Origin of the sequence: Actinomycetospora atypica (assembly GCF_042653685.1) — a bacterium.
Lineage (GTDB): Bacteria > Actinomycetota > Actinomycetes > Mycobacteriales > Pseudonocardiaceae > Actinomycetospora > Actinomycetospora atypica.
Genome location: NZ_JBHSIV010000041.1, coordinates 18,128 through 38,290, shown reverse-complemented (window position 1 = coordinate 38,290; position 20,163 = coordinate 18,128). Strand labels below are relative to the sequence as shown.

Annotated in this window: 19 protein-coding genes and 1 pseudogene; 7 read left to right on the top strand and 13 right to left on the bottom strand. The window is 75.4% G+C overall.

Going from position 1 to position 20,163, the window contains the following annotated elements:
• A partial coding sequence (locus ACFPBZ_RS25690; protein WP_378038961.1) for a serine/threonine-protein kinase occupies positions 1-1,151 on the bottom strand: 1,151 nt, incomplete at its 3' end.
• A 193-nt stretch (positions 1,152-1,344) separates the two neighbouring features.
• Here ACFPBZ_RS25690 and ACFPBZ_RS25685 point away from each other — a divergent pair.
• Genes ACFPBZ_RS25685 through ACFPBZ_RS25670 form a run of 4 tightly spaced genes read left to right on the top strand, consistent with a single transcriptional unit; the run spans position 1,345 to position 6,346 of the window.
• Positions 1,345-1,629, top strand: a complete 285-nt coding sequence (locus tag ACFPBZ_RS25685; protein ID WP_378038960.1) for a DUF1490 family protein — start codon at positions 1,345-1,347, stop codon at positions 1,627-1,629.
• Position 1,630: 1 nt separating this feature from the next.
• On the top strand, positions 1,631-3,823 hold the full coding sequence (locus ACFPBZ_RS25680) for a heavy metal translocating P-type ATPase (protein ID WP_378038959.1): 2,193 nt from the start codon (positions 1,631-1,633) through the stop codon (positions 3,821-3,823).
• Between the two features lie 28 nt (positions 3,824-3,851).
• Entirely contained in the window at positions 3,852-5,213 is a 1,362-nt protein-coding gene (locus ACFPBZ_RS25675; protein ID WP_378038958.1) for a YibE/F family protein, read from the top strand.
• Positions 5,210-6,346 (top strand): MFS transporter, encoded by a 1,137-nt coding sequence (locus tag ACFPBZ_RS25670; RefSeq protein ID WP_378038957.1) that lies wholly within the window; start codon positions 5,210-5,212, stop codon positions 6,344-6,346. The genes ACFPBZ_RS25675 and ACFPBZ_RS25670 overlap by 4 nt, the downstream gene beginning before the upstream one ends.
• On the opposite strand, the gene ACFPBZ_RS25665 is transcribed toward ACFPBZ_RS25670, so the two are convergent.
• From ACFPBZ_RS25665 to ACFPBZ_RS25640, 6 genes and pseudogenes are all read right to left on the bottom strand, one after another.
• Positions 6,327-7,697, bottom strand: a complete 1,371-nt coding sequence (locus ACFPBZ_RS25665) for a protein adenylyltransferase SelO (RefSeq protein ID WP_378038956.1) — start codon at positions 7,695-7,697, stop codon at positions 6,327-6,329. The two genes, ACFPBZ_RS25670 and ACFPBZ_RS25665, sit on opposite strands and share 20 nt — an antisense overlap.
• 10 nt (positions 7,698-7,707) lie before the next feature.
• Positions 7,708-7,995 carry a PEP-utilizing enzyme gene (locus ACFPBZ_RS25660; protein ID WP_378038955.1) on the bottom strand — a complete coding sequence of 96 codons (288 nt, stop codon included), beginning with the start codon at positions 7,993-7,995 and terminating at the stop codon, positions 7,708-7,710.
• A pseudogene (locus tag ACFPBZ_RS25655) lies at positions 7,991-8,176 on the bottom strand (hypothetical protein); the annotation flags it as partial. The gene ACFPBZ_RS25660 and the pseudogene ACFPBZ_RS25655, both read right to left, overlap by 5 nt.
• 42 nt (positions 8,177-8,218) lie before the next feature.
• Positions 8,219-8,815: a dihydrofolate reductase family protein gene (locus tag ACFPBZ_RS25650; RefSeq protein WP_378038954.1), complete on the bottom strand. Its 597-nt coding sequence runs from the start codon at positions 8,813-8,815 to the stop codon at positions 8,219-8,221.
• Positions 8,816-8,858: 43 nt separating this feature from the next.
• The gene (locus ACFPBZ_RS25645) at positions 8,859-9,572 is read right to left on the bottom strand and encodes a TIGR03943 family putative permease subunit (protein WP_378038953.1); all 714 of its coding nucleotides are present in this window, start codon (positions 9,570-9,572) and stop codon (positions 8,859-8,861) included.
• A gap of 34 nt (positions 9,573-9,606) precedes the next feature.
• Positions 9,607-10,581, bottom strand: coding sequence for a permease (locus ACFPBZ_RS25640; protein ID WP_378038952.1), 975 nt, complete (start codon positions 10,579-10,581; stop codon positions 9,607-9,609).
• A gap of 64 nt (positions 10,582-10,645) precedes the next feature.
• On the opposite strand from ACFPBZ_RS25640, the gene ACFPBZ_RS25635 reads away from it, so the two are divergent.
• Positions 10,646-11,101, top strand: coding sequence for a GNAT family N-acetyltransferase (locus tag ACFPBZ_RS25635; protein ID WP_378038951.1), 456 nt, complete (start codon positions 10,646-10,648; stop codon positions 11,099-11,101).
• On the opposite strand, the gene ACFPBZ_RS25630 is transcribed toward ACFPBZ_RS25635, so the two are convergent.
• Complete coding sequence (locus ACFPBZ_RS25630; protein WP_378038950.1) at positions 11,085-12,563, bottom strand: NCS1 family nucleobase:cation symporter-1; 1,479 nt, start codon at positions 12,561-12,563, stop codon at positions 11,085-11,087. The genes ACFPBZ_RS25635 and ACFPBZ_RS25630 overlap by 17 nt on opposite strands.
• Before the next feature lie 122 nt (positions 12,564-12,685).
• Between ACFPBZ_RS25630 and ACFPBZ_RS25625 the strand changes: the two genes are divergently transcribed.
• Positions 12,686-13,405 (top strand): aspartate/glutamate racemase family protein, encoded by a 720-nt coding sequence (locus tag ACFPBZ_RS25625; protein ID WP_378038949.1) that lies wholly within the window; start codon positions 12,686-12,688, stop codon positions 13,403-13,405.
• A 1-nt stretch (position 13,406) separates the two neighbouring features.
• Here the strand turns inward: ACFPBZ_RS25625 and ACFPBZ_RS25620 are convergent, their stop codons facing one another.
• From ACFPBZ_RS25620 to ACFPBZ_RS25605, 4 genes are all read right to left on the bottom strand, one after another.
• Positions 13,407-14,150: a dihydrofolate reductase family protein gene (locus ACFPBZ_RS25620; RefSeq protein WP_378038948.1), complete on the bottom strand. Its 744-nt coding sequence runs from the start codon at positions 14,148-14,150 to the stop codon at positions 13,407-13,409.
• The gene (gene folP / locus ACFPBZ_RS25615; RefSeq protein WP_378038962.1) at positions 14,150-15,004 is read right to left on the bottom strand and encodes a dihydropteroate synthase; all 855 of its coding nucleotides are present in this window, start codon (positions 15,002-15,004) and stop codon (positions 14,150-14,152) included. The genes ACFPBZ_RS25620 and folP overlap by 1 nt, the downstream gene beginning before the upstream one ends.
• A 99-nt stretch (positions 15,005-15,103) precedes the next feature.
• A complete protein-coding gene (locus ACFPBZ_RS25610) occupies positions 15,104-16,711 on the bottom strand; it encodes a thiamine pyrophosphate-binding protein (protein ID WP_378038947.1) in 1,608 nt (535 codons plus the stop codon).
• Positions 16,708-17,481 (bottom strand): cyclase family protein, encoded by a 774-nt coding sequence (locus ACFPBZ_RS25605; RefSeq protein ID WP_378038946.1) that lies wholly within the window; start codon positions 17,479-17,481, stop codon positions 16,708-16,710. The genes ACFPBZ_RS25610 and ACFPBZ_RS25605 overlap by 4 nt, the downstream gene beginning before the upstream one ends.
• A 57-nt stretch (positions 17,482-17,538) precedes the next feature.
• Here ACFPBZ_RS25605 and ACFPBZ_RS25600 point away from each other — a divergent pair, with 57 nt between their 5' ends.
• Complete coding sequence (locus tag ACFPBZ_RS25600; protein ID WP_378038945.1) at positions 17,539-18,555, top strand: alcohol dehydrogenase catalytic domain-containing protein; 1,017 nt, start codon at positions 17,539-17,541, stop codon at positions 18,553-18,555.
• Positions 18,556-18,613: 58 nt separating this feature from the next.
• Here the strand turns inward: ACFPBZ_RS25600 and ACFPBZ_RS25595 are convergent, their stop codons facing one another.
• The gene (locus tag ACFPBZ_RS25595; protein ID WP_378038944.1) at positions 18,614-20,161 is read right to left on the bottom strand and encodes an acyl-CoA synthetase; all 1,548 of its coding nucleotides are present in this window, start codon (positions 20,159-20,161) and stop codon (positions 18,614-18,616) included.
• Positions 20,162-20,163: the final 2 nt, after the last annotated feature.

Below are 20,163 nucleotides of genomic sequence, written 5' to 3'. Positions count from 1 at the left end.
CGCCGCAGGGCCGCGCCGCGGGCGGGCACGGCCACCGGTCCGGTGGGCGGCTCGGGCGCGCGGGCGAGGGCGCCCGGGGCCATCGCCGCGAGCGGCGCCGAGACGGCGGGGACGGCCGCCGGGTGGGGGTCGACGACCGCGGTGGCGCCCGCGACCGTCGGTGCGGCGGCGGTGACGGGGTCGAGCACGATCGGCGACCGGGCGGCCGCTCCGGCCGGTCCCGCCGCCAGGGCGGCCGCGGGCACGGCGAGGGTCTCCTCGTCGAGCCCCAGCAGCGGGGCCAGGGCCCGCAGCCGCTCGCGGGCCGCCTCCGCCGAGGGCCGCTCCACCGGGGTGGACGCGGTCATCGCGGTCAGGAGGGAGCGGAGGTCGTCGGGAAGGTCCTCGGGGACCACCGGGTCGCGGTGCAGGCGCGCGACCGACGACTCGACCGGTCCCCCGGGGAACTCGCGCTGCCCGGTGAGGCACTCGAGGAGCACCAGCCCGAGGGCGTAGACGTCGGCCGGGGAGCCCACGTCGCCGCCGCGGACCTGCTCCGGGGCGAGGTAGGCGGCCGTGCCGGTGACCTGGCCGTGCACGGTGGTGGCGGTCGCCACCGCGGCCACGCCGAAGTCGGCGAGGACGGGATGGACGCGCAGCGGGCCCTCGTCGGGGTCCGGCTCGGCGTGGTCGAGCAGGATGTTCGCGGGCTTCACGTCGCGGTGGACGATGCCGAGCGAGTGGACGTGGGCGAGGGCCGCGAGCAGCTCGCCGGCCAGCCCGACGACGACCTCCGTCGGCAGCGGGCCCCGCTCCAGGGTGTCGGCGAGCGAGCCGCCGGGGACGAGGCGGGTCACGAGGAAGACCCGGTCGTCCACCTCGCCGACGTCGAAGACCTCGAGGACCCCGGGGTGCGAGACCTGGGCGGCGGCCTGCAGCTCGCGGCGCACGGAGGCGGAGTCGAGGGTGCCGACGCCGGGGGCGAAGAGCTTCACGGCGACGTCGCGCTGGAGCAGCCGGTCGTGCGCCCGGTACACCGTGGCGGTGGCGCCCCGGCCGAGCCGCTCGCCGAGGTCGAACCGGTCGCCCACCGTGACCGGCACCGCCGGGCCCTCCGCGACCGTGGCCACGGTCGACGTGCCGTCGGTGGCGTGCCCGGGGTCCGCAGTCACGCCGGAGATCGTGACCCATCGCATCCGACCGGGGTCATCCACCCCCCGTTCGGGCGCACGGGGCACACCTGCCGCACACGGTAATCGTTTCCATCAATGGTGGGGATCACCCCTCCGGGCAGCGGGAACGGCCCGCGCCCCGGGTTAGCGTCGATCATCCGGCCGAGCGGCCGCGGTGACGAGGAGGCAGCAGATGGTGGCGTGGGGTCCCCTGGCGGCGAAGGCCGTCGGCGCGGTGGCGAGCGGCGTGGCCGGCGTCGCGGTGGTGGAGGGCGTGAAGAAGCTCTCCGGCGGTCGGGCGGTGCACGAGTCCGCGGTCGCGGTGACCACGCTCGGTCTGCGCGCGGCCCGCGCCGCCGAGACCGGCGCCGAGCGGGTGCGGCTGAACACCGCCGACGTCGTCGCGGAGGCCCGGGAGCGGATCGGCGAGCAGGCCCCGCCGCCCGGCGCCGTCGAGAAGCACGACCACGAGCACTGAGGTGAGCTCCCCCGCGCGCCACCTCCACCCCGTCCCGGAGCCCGCTCCCGACCTGCGGGTCGTGTCCGACGCTGCCGGCCGGGCCCGCTTCGACGCCCCCGGCCTGCGCGGGTCGCCCGGGCGGGCGGTCGCCGTGGAGGAGGCGCTCGACGACGTCGAGGGCGTCCGCCAGGTGCACGCGTTCCCGCGCACCGGGGCCCTCGTCGTCTGGTACGACCGGGCCCTCTGCTCGCCCGACGCGATCACCGGTGCCTACCGCGCGGCCGTCACGACCACCACCGAGCCCGCGACCCGGGCGCCGCGCTCGGCCGAGGTCGGCAACGGCGACCTGCTCCGCATGGCGGTCGGCGGGATCGCCCTGCTCCTGCTCGGCGGGCGCCGCTGGGTGCTCCGGCGTCCCCCGGTGCTCGGGGCGACCAGCCGCACCGTCGCCACCGGCGTCACGATCTTCACCGGCTACCCCTTCCTGCGCGGAGCCCTTCGCGCCCTCGTCGGCGGCCGGGGCGCGGGCACCGACGCGCTCGTCTCGGCGGCGACCGTCGCCTCGCTCGTGCTGCGCGAGAACGTCGTCGCCCTGACCGTGCTCTGGCTGCTCAACATCGGCGAGTACCTGCAGGACCTCACGCTGCGCCGCAGCCGCCGCGCCATCTCCGACCTGCTCACCGGGGCCCGGACCACCACGTGGATGCGGGTCGGGGACACCGAGATCGAGGTCCCGATCGAGCGGGTGGGGGTCGACGACGAGGTCGTGGTCCACGAGCACGTGGTGCTGCCCGTCGACGGGGTCGTCGTCGAGGTGTCGGCCCAGGGCTGCCTGCTCGACCAGGCGGCCATCACCGGGGAGAACCTCCCGGTGACCGTCGAGGTCGGCGACGCCCTGCACGCCGGCTCGGTGCTGCTGCGCGGCCGCCTCGTGGTGCGCGCGACCGCGGTCGGCTCCGACACCGCCGTCGGCCGGATCATCGAGCGCGTCGAGGCCGCCCAGTCCGACCGGGCGCCGATCCAGACCGTCGGCGAGAACTTCAGCCGCCGCTTCGTCCCGCTGTCCTTCGCGCTCTCGGCCGCGACGCTGCTGATCACCCGCGACGTGCGCCGGGCCATGACGATGCTGCTGGTCGCCTGCCCCTGCGCGGTGGGCCTCTCGACCCCCACCGCGATCAGCGCCGCCATCGGCAACGGCGCCCGCCGGGGCATCCTGATCAAGGGCGGCTCGCACCTCGAGTCGGCCGGGCGGGTCGACGCCGTGGTGCTCGACAAGACCGGCACCGTCACCACCGGCCGACCCGTGGTCACCAACGTCGTGTCCTTCGACGACGCCTACTCCCCCGAGCAGGTCCTGGCCCTCGCGGCCTCGTCGGAGATCCACTCCCGGCACCCGCTCGCGCAGGCGGTCATCCGCTCCACCGAGGAGCGGCGCATCGAGATCCCGCCGCACGAGGAGTGCGAGGTGCTGCTCGGCCAGGGCATGCGCGTGCAGTCCGACGGCCGGACGCTGCTGCTGGGCTCGCGGGCGCTGCTGCGCCAACAGAAGGTGACGGTCACCCGCAAGGCCCACGACTGGGTGCGCCGCCTGCAGCGCGAGGCCGAGACGCCGCTGCTGCTCGCGGTCGACGGCCGGCTCACCGGCCTGATCAGCCTGCGCGACACCGTCCGCCCCGAGGCGGCCGAGGTCCTCGCCGCACTGCGCGTCGACGGGGTCCGCCGCATCGTCATGCTCTCCGGCGACCACCCCGACGTCGCCGAGGCGGTGGCGCGCGAGCTCGGCATCGACGAGTGGCGCGCCGAGGTGATGCCCGAGGACAAGCAGGACGCCGTCCGCGCCCTGCAGGCCGAGGGCTACACGGTCGCGATGGTCGGCGACGGCACCAACGACGCCCCGGCCCTCGCGCTGGCCGACCTCGGGATCGCGATGGGCGTGGCCGGCACCGACGTCGCGGTGGAGACCGCCGACGTGGCCCTCGCGGGCGACCGGCTCGGCGCCCTGCTCGAGCTGCGCGACCTCGGGCGCCGCGGCGTCGGCGTGATCCGCCAGAATTACGGCATGTCCATCGCCGTCAACGCCGTGGGCCTCGTGGTCTCCGCGGGCGGCGCCCTCTCGCCGGTGGTGGCGGCGATCCTGCACAACGCCTCGTCGGTCGCGGTCGTCGCGAACTCCTCGCGCCTCATCCGGTACCAGCTCCCGCCGGGTCGTTGACGTGGCGGGCCGTCGACGGCGGGAGGACGTGGCACCGGAGGTCGAGCCGTCCGAGGTGACGGCGCCGATCCCGGTCCCGGGTCCTTCCCGACGACGGCCGGCCCCACCCGAGGCCCACGGCCACGGCCACGGCCACGGGCCCGCTCCCGCCGTCGGTAAGCGGGTCCGCACCGTGCTCGCCGCGCTGCTCGTCCCCTGCGCGCTCGCGGTGCTCGTCGGGCTGGTGCTCCTCGCCCCGTCCCCGGGCGAGTACCGCGCGGTGCTCGACGGCAGCCACGCTGCGGCGGCCGGCACCACGAGCGGGGCCGCGGCCGCCGTGGCCACGCAGCCGCTCGACGGCACGATCGTCCGCGCGGGCGCCGAGGCCGACTGCTCCGACCCGAACCTCGCCGCCACCGAGGCGGGGTCGGGCTGCTTCCCGCTGCAGGTCCGCCTCGACGAGGGCCCGGCATCCGGGCGCACCATCGACACCCTGCTCCCCGGAGGGCCGGCGACCCCGCGGTTCACCGACGGCGACGCGGTGGTCGTCGCCTGGTCCGGCGGCGACCCGGCCGACGCGAGCGGCTACCAGGTGGTCGACCGGCAGCGCGGCGGCTCGATGCTGCTGCTCGCCGGGGTGTTCGCGCTGGCCGTCGTCCTGCTGGGGCGCTGGCAGGGGCTCGGGGCCCTCGGCGCCCTGGTGATCACCCTCGGGGTGCTGGGGGTGTTCGTGCTGCCGGCCCTGCTCACCGGCGCGTCCCCGCTCGCGGTCGCGCTGGTGGCGGCGGGCCTGATCGTCGCCGTGGTGTTCCCGACGATCCACGGCTTCTCCGCGCGCACCGCGACGGCCGCGCTGGGCACCGTCGTGAGCCTCGGGCTCATCGGCGTCCTCGCCGTCGTCTTCGGCGGCCTCACCCGCCTCACCGGGCTCGACGACTCCTCCACCGAGCTCATCGGCGTCCTCGGCGCCACCATCGACCCCCGCGGTCTCCTGCTCGCGGGCCTCGTCATCGGGGCCCTCGGGGTGCTCGACGACGTCACCGTCACCCAGACCTCCACCGTCTGGGAGCTCCACCGGGCCGACCCGACCACGCCCACCCGCGCCCTCTATGCCGCCGCGATGCGGGTGGGGCGCGACCACGTGGCCTCCGCCGTGAACACCCTCGTCCTCGCCTACGCCGGCGCCGCCCTGCCCCTGCTGCTGCTCTTCACGCTCTCGGGCCGCGGGGTGGGCGACCTGCTGACCGCCGAAGACGTCGCGCAGGAGGTGCTGCGGACGCTCGTCGGCTCGATCGGGATCGTCGCCGCGGTGCCCGTGACGACGATCGTCGCGGCGGTCGTCGTGCGCTCGGGGACGGCCGAGGCCGCGGTCGCCCCGGCCCGACGACGCCGCGCGAGGTCGGGCGGGTGACGCGCGACCTGGAGATGCGCGTCGGGGCCGCGGGGGCGGCCGTCGTCGGGGTCGCCTTCGGCATGGGCCGGTTCTGCTTCGGGCTGACGCTGCCCGCCCTGCGGGTCGACCCCGGCCTCTCCCCCACCGGCGTCCCCGACGCCGTGCTCGGCCTCATCGCGGGCGGCACCTTCGCGGGGTTCCTCGCCGGGATCGTCGGGGCGCCCCTGCTCGCGGCCCGCCGCGGGCCGCGGGCGCCCACCACGGTCGGCGGGGTGTGCGGGGTCCTCGGCGCCCTCGTCGTCGTGCTGGCCGGGTCGCCGCCGGTCCTCGCGCTCGGCGCCGTCCTCGCCGGCAGCGCCGCGGGCTGGGTGTGGGCGCCCTACTCCGACGTCGTCGCCGCCCTGGCCCGCCCCGAGCGGCGCCCGCGCCTCATCTCGCTGATCAGCACCGGGACCTGCGCGGGCCTGGTCCTCGTCGGGCTCGTCGCCATCGCCGCCGGGTCGCAGTGGCGGGCGGTGTGGGCGGCCGTCGCGCTGTGCTCGGCCGCCGCCGCGCTGCTGAACCTGCGGTGGGTGCCGCCGGTGCCCGCCCGGCAGATCGCCGGGAACCCGGTGCCGTGGCGCTCGATGCGCGCCCCCGCCCTCTACGCCGTGGTCTACCAGGCCGGAACCGCGGTCGCGTTCACCTACAGCGCCGAGGTCGCGACCCGGGCCGGGCTCACCGCCGCGGTCCGGCCGCTGCTCTTCGTGATCATCGGCGTGCTCGGGACGGCCGGGCTGTTCACGGGGGCGATGGCGCGCCGGTTCGGCCCGGGCCGGGTGGCGGCCGGCTGCCTCGCCGGGATCGCGGTGTCCCTGCTCGTCCTCGCGGTGGGCGACCGCTCCCCCGTGCTCGCCCTCGCCGCGGCCGCGGTGTTCGCCCCCGGCTACATGATCGGCGCCGCCGCGCTCGCGGTCTGGACCGCGGCGGTCGTCCCCGCCGACCCCGGCCGGGCCCTCTCGGGCGCGATGGTGGTCGGGGCCGTCGGGGCGATCGTCGCGCCGATCGTGGTCGGCGGGCTCGTCGCGCCGCTGGGCCTGCCGGTGCTGCTGGTGGCCACCGGGGTGCTGTGCGCGACGACCGCCGCCGGGCTCAGGTTCCGCAGTAGGTGACGAACGGCCCGGTGCCGGGCTCGGTGTACCGCTCCCGGCCGGGCTGCTCGGTGTACGGGTCGGTGACCACCGCGAGGAGGTCGCGGAACGGCTGCAGGTCGCCCCGCTCTGCGGCGGTCAGGGCCTCGTCGACCAGGTGGTTGCGCGGGACGTAGAGCGGGTTGACCGCGTCGCGGTCGAGCTCGGGGGTCCACCGCGCGGCCCAGGTGTCGAAGGCGTCCCGGTCGACGAACAGGTCGCGCGGGTTCGTCGAGCGGAAGAACGTGGTCCAGTCGACCTGCTGGGCGTGGAGCAGGGCGAGCAGGTCCGCGACGAGCGCCGGGTCGGGCTCGCGGAGCCCGAGCTTCGCGGCCATCCCCGCCTGGAAGTGCCGCTCGTAGACCTCGCCGAACTCCTGCACCACCGCCGTCGCCGCCTCGACCGCCTTCTCCTGGTCGGCGTCGATCAGCGGCAGCAGCGCCTCCCCGAGCCGCGCCAGGTTCCAGCGCGCGACCGGCGGCTGGTGGCCGTAGGCGTAGCGGCCCGCGTGGTCGATGGAGCTGAACACGGTCTCCGGGTCGAAGCGGTCCATGAACGCGCACGGCCCGTAGTCGATCGTCTCGCCGGAGATCGTCGTGTTGTCGGTGTTCATCACGCCGTGGATGAAGCCGACCAGCATCCACCGGGCGATCAGCTCGGCCTGGGCGTGCACCACGCGGCGGTAGAGGTCGAGGTAGTCGGTGGCCTCCGGGTAGTGGCGCGCGATCGCGTGGTCGGCCAGGGCGCGCACCACCTCCGGGCCGTGCGAGGCGGACGCGTACTGGAACGTCCCCACCCGCAGGTGGCTCGAGGCCACGCGGGTCAGCACCGCCCCGGGCAGCATCCCGGTGTCGCGCGGGATCTCCTCGCCCGTGGTGCACACGGCCAGGCCGCGGCTCGTCGGGACGCCGAGGGCGTGCATCGCCTCGCCCATGAGGTACTCGCGCAGCATCGGCCCGAGGGCGGCCTTCCCGTCGCCGCCCCGGGCGAACGGGGTGCGGCCGGAGCCCTTGAGGTGCAGGTCGTGCCGGCGCCCCTGCGGGTCGACGAGCTCCCCGAGCAGCAGGGCGCGCCCGTCGCCGAGGCGCGGCTGGTACATCCCGAACTGGTGCCCGGAGTACGCCATCGCCACGGGCTGCACGGCCTCGGGCACGGTGCCGGTCAGCAGGCCGTCGGCCTGCAGGGCCTCCGGGTCGAGACCCAGCTCGCGCGCCAGGTCGTCGTTCCGGACGACGACCGCCGGGTCGCGGACCGGGGCGGCGGCCCAGTTCGCCACGAGGTCGGGGACCGCGTCGGCGTAGGTGTGCTCGAGCTGCTGGAGGGCGGTGCTCACTCCCTTCACGCTACGCGGACGGATCCCGGTGCGCCCCGGGACGCGGTGCCGGGGTCGGGTCCGGCAGCAGCTCGACCCAGCCGTGCGTTGCGTCCAGCCGGATCCACCGCCCGTCGGGGACGAGCCGGGTGGCGTGCTCGACCCCGACGACGGCGGGCAGGCCGTACTCCCGCGCGATCACCGCACCATGGGTCATCAGCCCGCCGACCTCCGTCACGAGCCCGCGAACCGTGAGGAACACCGGCGACCGGGAACGCCGCGGTGGTGACGCAGTACCCGGCCGGGACCCGGACCCCATCGATCCGGGTGAGCTCGCCGAGGTTCGCGGCCTTCCCCCCGACGTCCGCGACCCGCGTCCGGTCGATGTCGCGGAGGTCGGGAACCAGGTCGGGCAAGGGGTCGCTCCCGGGTCGTGGCCGCAGTGGGCGGCGATTCTCGGGCCCGTCCGGGCTCTTGTGGCAAGCCCCCCTCCCGGCCATATCCTGGTCACGGCAGGGAACGGAGTCCGTGCCGGACCGTGATCAGCGCCGGACCGTGTAGTGCAGATGCAGCACGCGGTCGCCCTGGACCACCCGGTCCGGGTCGTCGAGCAGGACCGCGCCGGAGTGCGAGCCGAAGAACCGCACCCCCTCGCCGAGCACCACGGGCGCGACGTCCATCGCCACCTCGTCGACCAGGCCGGCGGTGAAGGCCTGGCCCCCGACCTCGCCGGCGGAGACGCAGACGAGTCCGTCCCCGGCGAGCTCCTTCGCCCGGGCGATCCCGGCCTCCACCGACTCCGCGGTGTGGGTCGGCGCGTCGGGGTGCGCCGCGAGCCACTCCTCGGGCAGGGGACGGTGGGTGACGACGACCAGCTGCTCGGCGGCGGCCGCCCGGCCGTCCCATCCGTTCGTGAGGTCGAACAGATGCCGGCCGATCACCTGGATGCGGATGGCGTCCCAGAAGGGCTGGGCGTACTCGGCGGAGGAGCGGGAGACGTGGAACGTCCAGCCGCTCGCGTGCGCGGTGAGCTCGGTGTCGCCGTTGCCGTACCAGTCGAACAACGGACCCACCTGGTCGCCGGGGCCGGCGATGAAGCCGTCCACCGACACGACCGCCTGCATGACGACCCTGGCCATCCGATCCCCCTCCGACGTCGATCGGGGGGAGTCTGCCAGCGGGTCAGTACTCGTAGGCCGGGCTGGGCTCGCCGGTCGGTACCGCGTCGAGCACCGTCACGGTCGGGACGAACCCGGTCTCCCGGGTCGCCGTGCCGGGGACGAGCCGCACCCGCGCGGTCACCCACCGGTCCCCGCCGACACCCGGGCCGCCCACGCGACCGCCCGGGTCGTCGAGCCGGACACGCACCGGGCTCGCGTCGGCGGCGCAGCAGGAGATGACGAGCCGGGCGAGGTCGACGCCGGCCCCGGTGCGGGAGGGCACGACGAACCCGGTCAGCGTGACCTCCCGTCCGGCGAGCGCGCCGCCGTCGGGGGTCGCCGCGGCCCGGGCGACGAGGTCGACCAGCGCGATCGCGGGCGCGGGGCCCGCCGGCAGGGGCTCGTCGGGCACCCGCCCCACCGCCACCGTCCGCGTCCCCGCCAGGTCGACCGCGTCGGACCCGAGCGACGGCGGCGCGGCGAGCAGCACGACGAGCACCGGGACCAGCAGGAGCCAGGCACTGCGTCCGTGGCCGTGGTCGTCGTGCCCCTCCGCCCTCCCCCGCAGGTCACCCACCACGTCGATCAGCGCCAACCCCACCAGCACCACCCCGGCGAGCGCGACCAGCGGGGCCATCCCGGGACGGACGTAGTGCAGCACCGTGCCGTCGACGACGATCAGCACGAGCACGGCGCCGACGAACACGAGCAGCGCGTTGCGGACCTCCCTCGTCATCGGGTGGAGCTCCGCTGCGCTGCGTCTCCCGGCGTCACAGCCCCACCACCAGCCCGGCGCCCACGGCACAGACGATCGCGACCACGAACGTGAGCGGGGCGAAGCGGGCCGCGAACCCCCGCCCGAAGGTCCCCGCCTGCAGCGCGATGAGCTTGAGGTCGACCGCCGGCCCGACCACGAGGAACACCAGCCGGGGCAGCAGCGGCAGCGCCGACAACGACGCCGCGACGAACGCGTCGCCCTCGCTGCAGAGCGACATCACCACCGCGAGCACGGCCATCACCAGCACGGCGAGCACCAGCTGCTCCCCCAGCCCGGCCGTCCACGAGGCCGGCACGAGCGTCGTCAGGGCCGCGGCGGCCAGCCCGCCCAGCACGAGGAAGCCCCCGGCGTCGACGAGGTCGTGCCGCGCGGTCGCGGCCGCCACCCGCCACCGCGGCCCGCCGTCTGGGGCCGGGACCCGCCGGACGCGCTCGGCGATCCACTCCGCGCGCCCCACGCGGACCCAGATCCAGCCCGTCACGGTCGCCGTGAGGAACGACCCGAGGAAGCGGGCGCCGACCATCTCCGGGGCGTCGGGGAAGGCCACCGCCGTGGCCACGAGCACCACGGGGTTCACCGCCGGCGCCGCCAGCAGGAAGGACAGCGCCACCGCGTCGGGCACCCCGCGCGCGATGAGCCGCCGCGCCACGGGCACCGAGGCGCACTCGCAGCCCGGCAGCACCACCCCGGCCGCCACCGCGACGGGTACGGCGGGCCCGGCGCGGGCGGGCAGGACCCGCCGAAGCAGCGCCGGGGAGACGTAGGCGGTCAGCAGCCCCGAGAGCAGCACGCCGAGCACGAGGAACGGCAGGGCCTGCACGACGACCGCGACGAACACGGTGGCGCCCACCCGCAGCTGCGGGGTGACCAGCGGATCGACCCCGAGCACGCGCAGGCCGAGCGCGGCGACGAGCACGAGGGCCAGGACCTCCACCGGCCCCACCCGCCGCGCCACACCCGTCGTCATGGGCAAGATCGTGACAGAGCGGTCCGACACCCCGGGCCGGAACCGGATTCACGGGAGGCCGCGCATGCGCATCGTCGTCGACGACCTGTCGGGCCCGGAGATCGCCCGATTTTTGACCGAGCACCTCGCGCACATGCGGGAGGTATCGCCGCCCGGGAGCGTGCACGCGCTCGACCTCGACGCCCTGCGCCGGCCCGACGTCACCTTCTGGTCGGTGTACGACGCCGACGAGCTCGTCGGCTGCGCCGCGCTCAAGCGCCACGACGCGACCCACGGGGAGATCAAGTCGATGCGGACGCACCCCGGCCGTCGACGCTCCGGCGTCGGGGCCCTGCTGCTCGAGCACGTCCTCGCCGCGGCGAAGGCCATGAACCTGACCCGCCTGAGCCTCGAGACCGGGGCGACCGACCACTTCGCCCCGGCCCGGGCCCTCTACGCGAGGTACGGGTTCGAGCCGTGCGGGCCGTTCGCCGACTACACCGACGACCCGCACAGCGTCTACCTCACGCGGACCCTGTGACCGCCCGCCGGCTCAGCACCGCGTGGACCGCGAAGGCCACGCCCGCGCCGACGAACCAGGAGAACGCGGCCGCGTCGGACGACCCGAGCAGCACCAGCGCGAGCGCCAGCACCGCCCCGGCGATCGTCGCGCCGATCGCGACCGGGTTGTAGCCGCCGCGGAAGTGGTACTGCCCGGCCGGGTCGAGCGTGTACATCGCGTCGACGTCGATGCGCTGCTTCTTCACCAGGAAGTAGTCGGCGATCAGCACCCCGTAGAGCGGGCCGATGAAGGCCCCGAGGGTGTCGAGCGTGTAGTGGATGACGTCGGGGTCGCTGTAGAGGTTCCAGGGCGTGAGCACCACGGATCCCACCGCGGCGATCATCCCGCCGGTCCGCCAGCTGATCTTCTGCGGGCTCACGTTGGAGAAGTCGAACGCCGGCGAGACGAAGTTCGCGACGATGTTGATCCCGACCGTCGCGATCATGAACGTGAGGGCGCCGAGCACCACGGCGTACGTGGAGTCGAGGCGCGCGACCGTCTCCACCGGGTCGTCCATCAGCTCGCCGAACACCGGGCGGGTCGCCGCCGCCGTCACCACCACGAGCAGGGCGAAGACCAGGAAGTTCACCGGGAGCCCGAGGAAGTTGCCCTTGCGCACCGCCGCGAAGCTCTTCCCGTACCGGGAGAAGTCGCCGTAGTTGAGCATCGGGCCGGAGAAGTAGGAGACGACCAGCGCCACCGCGGTCGCCATCACCGGCAGCACGGCCCAGCCCGAGACCAGGTTCTCGGAGAGGTTGAGGTCGAGGTTCGACGGCCCCGCCCGGACCACCAGGTAGCCCGCGAGCAGGAACATCACGACGTAGACCGCCGGCCCGCAGAAGTCGATGAAGCGGCGGATGGCCTCCATGCCCTTCCAGAACACCAGCGCCTGCGCCACCCACATGATCGCGAACGCGACCCAGCCGACCAGCGAGAGCCCGGTGAAGCCGGTCGAGTCGTCCGCCCACGGCGCGAGCCCGGGCCAGAGCTTGAGGGCCACGACGACGAGCGAGGCCGAGGCCAGGTAGGTCTGGATGCCGTACCAGGCGACGGCGATGAGCCCGCGGATGATCGCCGGGACGTTCGCGCCGAGCACCCCGAACGCCGAGCGGCACACCACCGGGTAGGGCGTGCCGGTGGCCTGCGAGGGCCGGGCGACGAGGTTGCACAGGACGTAGACGATCGCGATCCCGACGAGCAGCGCGATCAGCACCTGCCAGGCCGCGAGTCCCAGCGCGAAGAGGCTCCCGGCGGTGAGGTAGCCGCCGACGGAGTGCACGTCGGACATCCAGAAGGCGAAGAAGTTGTACGAGGTCCACGTCTGCTCGCGCAGCGGGGCGAGGTCGGCGTTGGTCAGCCGGGGGTCGTACCCCGCGGCGGCGTCGACGGCCTCGGGCAGGGCGGCCGCACCGGTCCCCGGTGGATCCAGCTGATCGGTCATGGCGGCGCCTCCCGGGTACTCGACCGGGTGACGACGTTAGGTGGGCACGCTCACGACCACACCTCTCGCGGCGATCCTTCACCCAATCCTCACACGCGCGACCTCGACGTAACGTGCGGCCCGTGCGGATCCTCGTCGTCAACGTGAACACCACCGCCGCGGTGACCGACGGCATAGTCGGGCAGGCCCGGGCGGTCGCGGCGCCGGGGACGGAGATCGTCGGGCTGACCCCGCGCTTCGGGGCGGAGTCGGTGGAGGGCAACGTCGAGAGCCACCTCGCCGCCCTCGGGGTCCTCGACGCGGTGCTGCACCACGACGGGCCCTACGACGCGGTGGTCCAGGCGGGCTTCGGCGAGCACGGCCGGGAGGCGCTGCAGGAGGCGCTCGACGTGCCGGTCGTCGACATCACCGAGGCGGCCGCGACCACGGCGACGTACCTCGGGCGCAGCTACGCGGTGGTCACCTCGCTCGACCGCACGGTGCCCCTCATCGCCGACCGCCTGCTCCTCGCCGGGCTCGACCGGCGCTGCGCCGCGATCCGCGCCTCGGGCCTCGCGGTGCTCGAGCTCGAGAGCGACCCGGCCCGGGCGGTCGACGCGATCGCCGAGCAGGCCCGGGCGGCGGTGCGCGACGACCGTGCGGAGGTGATCGTGCTCGGCTGCGGCGGCATGGCCGGCCTGACCGGGGCGGTCCGGGAGCGGGCGGGGGTGCCGGTGGTCGACGGCGTGCCCGCGGCGGTGACCGTCGCCGAGTCCCTCGTGCGGCTCGGCCTGACCACCTCGAAGGTCCGCACCTACGCCCCGGCCCGCCCGAAGCACCTCAGCGGCTGGCCGTTGGCCTGACTCAGCGGGAGCGCAGGTAGCGGATCAGCAGGGTGCCGTCGTCGACGAGCAGGGAGTCGACCTCGAACCCGCGCGGGTCGTCCAGCGGGTCGGCCGAGCGCGCGAGCCGCCCGGCCCTCCCCGCCACGGCCAGCGGCACGATGCTCACCCGCATCTCGTCGACCAGGTCGGCCTCGAGCAGTTTCCCGACGAGGCCCGGCCCGCCCTCGCAGTCGATGCGCCGCAGACCGCGGTCGGCCAGCTGGGCGACCGCGTCGGCGAGGTCGACGTCGTCCTCCCCCGCGATCAGCACGTCGGCCCCCGCGTCCTTCCACGCCTGCTGCTTGTCGGTGGGCGCGCTCGCGCACGTGATGACGATCGTCGGGACGAGCACGTCGACGATGCTCGTGGCGTCGGCGGGCAGCGAGCCCGACGTGACCACGGCCAGCGGCGGCGCCTCGGACAGCCCCTCCCGGCGACGGCGTGCGGCCGACTCCCCCTCGGGGCGCAGCCCCGGGTACTCCTCGGCGACCGCGGTGCCCGAGGCGAGCAGGACGACGTCGGCGAGGTCGTGGCCCAGCTGGAAGACCCGGCGGTCGGGCGGGGTGGAGAGCCCCGCGCTCGTGCCGTCGATCTCGATCCCGCCGTCGAGGGAACTGACGAAGTTCACCGCGACCCAGCCCCGCCCCCGATCGGGGTAGCGGTAGAGCCGCTCGAGGTCGTCCTGCCCCACCTCGGCCGCCGGGAGCGGCCACACCTGGTGCACTACATCCACCTCTCGGCGCGCGAGGGCGGGCGGTGCCCGGCGATGCTCGCGACCATCTCCAGGGTCTGGCGGGTCTCCTCGACCTGGTGGGCGCGGACCATCGCGACCCCCGCCTGCGCGGCGAGCGCGGTGGCGGCGAGCGTGCCGGTGAGACGGCCGTCCAGCGGCACGTCGAGGGTCTCCCCCACCACGCCCTTGTTCGACATCGCCAGCAGCACGGGCCAGCCGGTGTCGACCAGGCGCGGCAGGTTCCGCAGCACCTCGAGGCTGTGCAGGGTGTTCTTGCCGAAGTCGATGGTCGGGTCGAGCAGGATGCCCTCGGCCGGGACGCCGGCCTCCACGGCCCGGCGCGCGAGGTCGACCGTGACCTCGACGACGTCGCCCATCACGTCGTCGTAGCTCGGCTTCACCGGGTCGGTCCGCGGGGTGAGCCCGCCGGTGTGGGCGGCGACGTACCCGGCCCCGTACCGCGCGGTGACGGCCAGGATGTCGGGGTCCCACCCGGCCCAGCTGTCGTTGACCAGGTCGGCCCCCGCGGCGAGCAGCACCTCGGCGACCTCGGCCCGGAAGGTGTCGATCGAGATCGTCAGCTGCGGGAACCGCTCGCGCGCCCAGGTGATCGTCGGGCGGACCCGGTCGATCTCCTCGGCCGCCGTCACCTCCGGGCCCGGGCTCGCCGGGATGCCGCCGAGGTCGACGACGTCGGCCCCCTGCGCCACGGCCCGCTCGATCGCGGCCTCCGCCGCCGCCGGGGCCCACGTGGCGCCCTGGTCGTAGAACGAGTCGGGCGTGCGGTTGACGATCGCCATGAGGAGCGCGCGGTCGCGGCGGAGGGGCCGGCCGTGGATCGTCATCTCGACGCCCGCGCGGGTCGGGGCGCTCACCGGATGACCGTGGTCTCGATCAGGATCGGCATGAGAACTTGATACACGGGCCCGGCGGGCGACGCTTCGTCAGTGGCCCTTGAACGCCTCCGCGAGCCACCACGACGGCTCGTCCGCGGTCACCTTGGCGTCGACCACCAGCGGCCGGTCGCGCGGGCCGGCCAGCCAGGTCCCGACGATGCCGAGGTCGGCGGTGGACCGGACCACCGCGGCGTCGCACCCGTAGCCCCGGGCGATCGCCGCGAGGTCGACGTCGGGGAAGCGCACCGTCCCGTGGTCCTCGCCCGCGAAGTGGTGGAACTCCGCGCCGTACCCGGCGTCGTCGTAGACCACGACGACGAGGCCCAGGCCCAGCCGCACGGCGGTCTCCAGCTCGGAGATCCCCATGAGGAACCCGCCGTCGCCGCACGCCGCCACGGGCAGGCGGTCGGGGCGTGCGAGGGCCGCGCCGATGGTCGTCGCGAGGCCGAGCCCGACCGACTGGAAGCCCTGGGTCAGGAGGAAGCCGGCCTCGTCGGGAACCCGCAGGCAGCTCGACGGGTGGCCCATGAAGTTGCCGGAGTCGACCCCCACGGTGCGCTCGGGCGGCAGCAGCCCGTCGAGCGCGACCGAGAGCACCCGCGGGTCGATCCGGTCCCCGACGACCTCCTCGGGTGCGGTGGGGGCGGCGCGCAGACGGTCGGCGATCTCCTCGCTGCGGTAGCCCTCCTGCCCGTCGACCACCGTGAGGACGTCGCGGGCCGTGGTCGCCACGTCGCCCAGGAGCCCCAGCGCGACCGGGCGGGTGGCGCCGAGCGCCTCCGCGGTGTCGTCGACCTGCACGAGGGTGGCCTGCGCGGTGAGCTCGCCGTGGCGCGTCGTCCACGCCGTGAGCGAGGCGCCCCAGGCGACGATCAGGTCGGCGTCGCCGATGAGCTCGGCGGCCAGGGGCGTGGAGAACCCGCCGGAGATGCCCAGCGACCAGGGCGAGCCGGTGAACAGGCCGTGGGCCACGGCGGAGGTCGCCAGCAGGGCCCCGCTCCGGTCGGCCAGTGCCTCCAGGTCGGCCCGCGCCCCGCGCGCGCCCCGGCCCGCGACGAACACCGGGCGCTCGGCCTCGTCGAGCAGCGCGGCGAGCTCGACGACCGAGTCGGCGTCCGGGGTGGGCGGGCCCCACGTCGTCCGGGCCGGGGCCGGCCCGTCGACGGCGGGGGCGGCCTGGACGTCGAGCGGGAGGTTCAGGACGACGGTGCGGCGCTGGTCGCGGCAGATCCCGTAGGCACGGACGACGTCGGCGGCGGCCGAGGCGGGCGAGTGCACCCGCTCGGGCACGGCGCCGACCGAGCGGACGAGTGCGTCCTGGTCGATGCGGAAGTTGTTGCGGACCTGCGCCCCCGGGGTGTCGGCGGCGAGCACCAGCAGCGGGGTGCGCGACTTCGCGGCCTCGGTGATCCCCGTGATCGCGTTCGTCAGGCCGGGGCCCTGGTGGACGGTGAGCACCCCGACCTCGCCGGAGGTGCGCGCGTAGGCGTCGGCCATCGTCGCGGCGCCGCCTTCGTGCCGGGCGGCGGTGTAGGCCACGCCGGCGGCCCGCAGCGCGTTGGTCACGTGGAAGTTGCCGCTCCCGACGACGCCGACGGCGTGCCCGACCCCCAGCTCGGCGAGCAGTGCGCCGACCTGCTCGGCGACCGTCGTCACTGCTCCACCAGCGCCAGCACGCGGGCCGGCGAGCCGGAGCCCCCGACGATGGGCAGCGGCGACACGACGAGCACCGCGCCGGTGGCGGGTAGCCGCCCGAGGTTGCGCAGGCTCGTCAGGCCCCACTTGTTCGCGCCCATGAGGAAGTGGTGGCAGGAGAACGGCGGGTCGAAGCCGCCGGCCGCGCCCGCGTCGGTGCCGACGGTCTCCACCCCGAACCCGGCGAGCGGCGATTCCTGGGCGATCCACCGGGCGCACGCGCTCGACACCCCGGGGGTGTGCGGGCCGGCGTCGTCGGCGTTGACGAACTCCTCCTGCGTCGCGCCCCGGGCCTCCCAGCCCGTGCGGTAGAGCAGCCACCCGCCGTCGGGCAGCGGCCCGTGCTCGGCCTGCCACGCCTCGAGGTGGGAGACCTCGAGCAGGAAGTCGGCGTCCGCGTCCACCTCGGCGGTCACGTCGATCACGGCGACCGGCGCCACGAGCGTGGTCAGCGGGACCTGCGAGACGTCGGGGCCGTCGCGCCCGGTGACCCAGTGGTTGGGGGCGTCGAGGTGGGTGCCGGTGTGCTCGCCCGTGTGGATGTCGTTCCAGTACCAGGCCGGCCCGCGGTCGTCGTAGCGGGAGAGCTCCTCGAGCCGGAACCGTGAGGTGTTGGCGAACGGCTCGGGCAGCTCGAGGATCGGCGTCGACTCCTGGAGCGGGGTCGTCAGGTCGATCACCTCCACGGCGCCGCTGCGCATCGCCTCGGCGAAGGCGGTCAGGACGGACACGGGCATCTCCTCGCGGGTCGTGGTCGACGCGCGAGATGTTGCCATCGATCACCGACAATGAACGCCGTGCGCGCGGTGGTGGTCAGTGAGTTCGGGGTCGAGCCGACCGTGGTGGAGCGGCCCGACCCGGTCCCGGCGCCCGACGGCGTCGTCGTGGACGTCGAGGCGACCGGCCTGTGCGCGAGCGACCGGTTCGCGTGGCGGGGGTACGACGACGGCGTCCGGCTCCCGTTCGTCCCGGGGCACGAGCTGGTGGGGCGGGTCGTGGCGGTGGGCGACTCGGTGGAGCGGGCGCGGGTCGGCGACCGGGTGGTGACGCCGTTCGTCTGCGGCTGCGGGCGGTGCCCGACCTGCCTCGCCGGCCAGGCCCAGGTCTGTCCGCACCAGGAGCAGCCCGGCTTCACCCACGACGGGTCCTTCGCCGGGCTGGTCGCCCTGCACCACGCCGACGCCAACCTCGTCGTCGTCGGTGACGACCTCGACGCCGGCGGGGCGTCCCTGCTCGGCTGCCGGGTCGCGACGGCCTTCCGCGCCGTCGTCGACCGGGGCGGGGTACGCGCCGGCGACCGGGTGCTCGTCCTGGGCGCGGGCGGGGTGGGCCTGGCCGCCGTCCTCATTGCGCGGGCCCTGGGCGCGGAGGCCGTGGTCGCCGACCCGGCGCCCGCGGCCCGGGCCCGGGCGCTCGAGCTGGGGGCCTCGGCCGCGGTCGATCCCGCCGACCTGCCGGACGCCCTGGACGGCGGCGCGGACGTCGCGGTGGAGGCGGCGGGCCGGGCGGAGTCGCTGGCGCTGGGCGTCCGGTCGCTGCGCCGGCAGGGGACGCTCGTGCAGGTGGGGCTGCTGAGCGCCGACCCCGTGGTGGGAATCCCCGAGATGATCGCCCGCGAGCTCACGGTGCGCGGCAGCCACGGCATGGCCGCGTCGGACTACCCGCGCCTGCTCGACCTCGTCGGGACGGGCGAGCTCGACCCGGCCCGGCTGGTCACCCGGCGGATCGGGCTCGACGAGGCCCCCGCGGTGCTCGCTGCTCCCCCGGTGCCGGGCGAGATCGTGGTGGTCGAGCCCGGCCGGTAGCCAGCAATGGCGCAGTGCTGACACCTGACGTCAGATCGGCGCCACTCGCACATCCGGCTCAGGAGACGGCGCGCTCCGCCGTGGTCCAGTGGGCCGCCCGCAGCTCGCGCTTGAGGATCTTCCCGGCCCCCGACATCGGGAGCGCCTCGACGAACTCGACGGTGCCCGGGCACTTGTAGCCCGCGATGAGCTCCCGGCAGTGCGCGCGGAGATCGTCCGCGCTGGTCGAGGCGCCCGGAGCCGTCACGACGACCGCGTGCACCCGCTCACCCCAGCGCTCGTCGGGAACGCCGATCACGGCGCACGCGGCGACCGCCGGGTGGCGGGCCAGGGCGTTCTCGACCTCGGCGGAGTACACGTTCTCGCCGCCCGAGACGATCATGTCCTTGATCCGGTCGACGACGAACAGATAGCCGTTCTCGTCGAGGTAGCCGCCGTCGCCGGTGTGCATCCAGCCGCCGCGCAGGGCGGTCGCGGTCTCCTCCGGCCGGTTCCAGTAGCCCAGCATCACGTGCGGGCCGCGGCAGACGATCTCGCCGACGGTCCGCGGACCGACCTCCTCGTCGTCGGGATCGACGATGCGCAGCTCGCTGTGCGGGGCGGCCCGGCCGGCGGAGCGGCGCAGGCCGTCGCGGCCGTGGTCGTCCGGGGTGAGCATCGTGCACACCGGGGAGAGCTCGGTCATCCCGTACATCTGCGTGAACTCGGCGGCGGGCAGCCGGGCGGCGGCCCGCTCGAGGACGGCCTCGCTGATCGGGGAGGCGCCGTAGATCAGGCGGCGCAGGCTCGAGAGGTCGTGGTCGCGGGTCTCGGGGGCGTCGACGAGCATCTGCACCATCGTCGGGACCAGCAGCACGTCGGTGACCCGGTACTCGGCGATCGCGTCGGCCACGGAGGCCGGGGTGAAACCGGGGACGATCACGTGCGTGCCCCCGACGAGGTTGCGGGCCACCCAGGCCGCGCCGTCGGCCAGGTGGAACATCGGCGCCGTGTGCAGCAGCCGCCCGCCGGGGACGAGGAAGTGCTCGGTGGCCGAGCTGCCGAGCGCGGAGGCGAGCAGGTTGGCGTGGCTGAGCATGACGCCCTTGGGGCGCCCGGTGGTGCCGCCGGTGTAGTAGATCGCCGCGAGGTCGTCCCCGCCGCGGCCCGCGTCGGGCACCGGGTCGTGGCCGGCGATCAGGTCCTCGTAGGCGAGGGCGCCCGCGGGGGTGATCCCCTCGCCGCAGTGGATCACCGTCTCGACGACCGGGGCGCGCTCGAGGACGTCGGGGACCACGCCGGCGAAGGCGTCGTCGACCACCAGGACGCGGGTGCCGGAGTCGACGAGGGAGAAGGCGATCTCCTCGACGCTCCAGCGGGTGTTCACCGGGACGCCCACCCCGCCCGACCACGGCACCGCGAGCTGGAACTCGTGGTAGTCGTCGCGGTTCAGGGCGAGGATCCCGACCCGGTCGCCGTCGCCGACCCCGAGGTCGCGCAGCGCCCCGGCGAAGCGGGTGACGCGCTCGTGGCACTGCGCCCAGGTGCGGGTGCGGTTCCCGAAGATCGTCGCGGGGAGGTCGGGTCCCTGTTGCACCGCGCGCTCGAGGGCCTGTGTCAGGCGCATGG